Genomic DNA, 2,830 nt, shown 5'->3' on the forward strand with positions numbered 1-2,830 from the left:
ATCAGTTGCACAGGGTCCGAAAAACTGAAATTAACCGACTACAAGATTGATCCGCCAAGCTTTTTGTTGGGCGCCATGAAAGTAACCAACGATTTAACCATACAATTCAATTTATTATTCAAAAAATAATCAACTATTTCTTAAACAATCTAAAATTATAATATTATGAAAACTAAAATTTATACTCTACTTGGCTCAATTGTTATCGGAGGGCTAAGTTTGATCCCGACCAGTTTGAAAGCGCAAAACGGTGATATACAATTTTATCGTCCAAATAGTAAAGATGGTGTCAATATTTTCGAAACCAGCAAAAAAGATACTGTTCCTTTTAAAGGTTTAAAAGTGAAAGTGGGTGGTGGTTTCGAAATTGACTACCAAATGTTACGCGATCAAAATACCGCTATCCCGGTAACAAAAACAGTAGGTACAGCAACAGGCAACGTTAACAATTTGATATCGCTGATTGATGGTGTTGATTTACCTATGGCGAATTTAAGTTTTGACGTACAATTGGCCGATGGTATTCGGTTAAACTTAACATCATACCTGGCTGCAAGGCACCACGAAGAAACATGGGTAAAAGGTGGTTATTTACAAATTGATAAATTGCCATTCCTGCACAGCCAATTGGCCGATAACATTATGAAAAGCGTAACTGTTGTGGTTGGTCAGTATGATGTGGATTACGGTGATCAACACTTTCGCAGGTCAGACGGTGGCAACACCATTTATAACCCCTTTGTTGAAAATTATGTGATGGACGAGTTTGCTACCGAAATGGGCATACACGTTTATTATAAATGCGCTAAAACAGGCTTATTTGCAATGGGCGGCATCACCAATGGCGAATTAGATGAAACCGTTTTACAATCAACAAAAACTGATGCCGAAACAGGTTTATTGAATGATTACCAACCTGCGTTTTTGGGTAAACTTGGTTTTGATAAACAATTGACCCCCGATTTTAGGTTAAGGATTTCAGGATCCTTCTACACTGAAAAAAGTGCCAATAGCATCACCATGTTTGGTGGCGACCGTACCGGTTCACACTATTTCGGTGTAATGTCTAACCCAACTACTGCTGCTGGCTCTGTATTAAGCAACGCTAATGACTACAATGCTTTTTCTGGAAGGTTTAACCCCGGCTTTAGCGAAGAACTGCACACCTATATGGGTAACGTGTTCTTGAAATACAAAGGTCTTGAGTTTTTTGGAACCGCTGAAAACGCAGTAGGTCGTAGCATTAGTGAAACATCATTACGTGGTGCCGCACAATATGCAGCCGACCTGATTTACAGGTTCCCTGCAAAAACAGAAAACTTTTATGTAGGGTATCGTTATGACACCGTTACTGCAACAATTTTAGGTAACTCACAAAGTGTTACTGTTGATCGTTCTGTAGGTGCATTGGGTTGGTTCATCACCAAAAACATCATGATGAAAGGTGAGTATGTAACTCAAAGCTATAACAATTATGACCCTACCAATATTTTGAATGGTGGCAAATTTAATGGCTTCATGGTTGAAGCTGCCATCGGGTTCTAAAACTTTAATCAACATAAAAGCCAGGCTGAACACTTCAACCTGGCTTTTTTTATAAATAAAAAAAGCATTGTAAAAATGTTGCCTCAAAAACCATTGTTCATCTGTATGTTGTTGCTCCTCTCGGTGCAATACCTGGTGATGGGGCAATCCAAACAGCTAACCGAAACCACTAAGTGGGTCATCAGCCAAAACAGCAACCTTTGCGTAAACGGGAGTACCAACATCAATAAATTTGCCTGCGAAATACCCGGCTATGATAAAACAGACACGCTGGTGTTTACAAAAGTGAAGGGCAACAATGAAATTAACCTAAGTGGCAATATTTACCTCAACGTTCAAAGTTTTGATTGCCACAACATCATCATGACGAACGACCTGCGCAAAACCCTCAATGCCAAACAATACCCTAAACTGCATATCCGATTTTTATCGCTCAACAGCTTTCCGGCCCTCACCGAAAAACCGCAGATGATAACCGGTGTGGTAGACATTGAACTGGCCGGCGTTACCAAGCGCTTCGAAGTAAACTACCAGGTATCCCAGGATTCCCAAAAGCAAATCCATTTGCTGGGGTACCGCGATGTGAATTTTACCGACTTCAATTTAGTGCCGCCCCGCAAGTTTGGTGGTATGATAAGGACAGACGATAAATTGAGCGTCGCATTTCATTTGCGGATGAAAATACTTGACTGAATACATTAAGCTAAAAAAAACTGACGGGCGTCACTTTTTTTCGACAACAGGGATCATTCTTTACCCGCCGATATTCAGGCAGTTTTGAAAGCACGATGCTTTTCATTCCATGATCGATAAATCAACACTACAAACAACAACTTGTTACCATTGCGGCAACGAATGTGAGCCGCATGTTCATGAGACCGACAACAAAGATTTTTGTTGTCAGGGTTGTAAAAGTGTTTACCAAATTTTGTCGCAAAACCAGCTGTGCAGCTATTATAATTATAACGATCATCCGGGTGCTACCCGAAACCGTACCGACAAACGGTTCGATTACCTCGGCGAGCCTTCCATCATCAGCGAGCTGATAGACTATACTGACAAAGAGGTTACCATTGTTACGTTTTACATCCCGCATATCCATTGCAGCTCGTGCCTTTGGCTGCTCGAGCAACTCAACAAAATCAACCCCGCGGTGCATTATTGTCGGGTCGATTTTCTAAAAAAGCAGCTCAATATCCGTTTCGATCACAAACAATTAAGCCTGCAGCAATTGGTCGGGCTTTTATACGATATAGGCTACGAGCCGCTTATCAGCCTGCAGGAT

At 41.0% G+C, this 2,830-nt stretch carries 3 protein-coding genes; all 3 read left to right on the forward strand.

Going from position 1 to position 2,830, the window contains the following annotated elements:
- Positions 1–165 precede the first annotated feature (165 nt).
- A complete protein-coding gene (locus QZX97_RS09395; RefSeq protein WP_295655745.1) occupies positions 166–1,545 on the forward strand; it encodes a hypothetical protein in 1,380 nt (459 codons plus the stop codon).
- 75 nt (positions 1,546–1,620) lie between these two features.
- Positions 1,621–2,238, forward strand: a complete 618-nt coding sequence (locus tag QZX97_RS09400; protein ID WP_295655744.1) for a YceI family protein — start codon at positions 1,621–1,623, stop codon at positions 2,236–2,238.
- Between the two features lie 109 nt (positions 2,239–2,347).
- Positions 2,348–2,830: heavy metal translocating P-type ATPase metal-binding domain-containing protein (locus QZX97_RS09405; protein WP_295664596.1), on the forward strand; the 483-nt coding region annotated here is incomplete at its 3' end.

The sequence above is a fragment of the uncultured Mucilaginibacter sp. genome (genome assembly GCF_903893715.1).
Taxonomy (GTDB): Bacteria; Bacteroidota; Bacteroidia; order Sphingobacteriales; family Sphingobacteriaceae; genus Mucilaginibacter.

What these genes read in the sequence shown, in the direction of transcription:
- QZX97_RS09400 (WP_295655744.1), top strand. Translation starts at nt 1,621, where the DNA reads ATGTTGCCTCAAAAACCATTGTTCATCTGTATGTTGTTGCTCCTCTCG.
- QZX97_RS09395 (WP_295655745.1), top strand. Translation starts at nt 166, where the DNA reads ATGAAAACTAAAATTTATACTCTACTTGGCTCAATTGTTATCGGAGGG.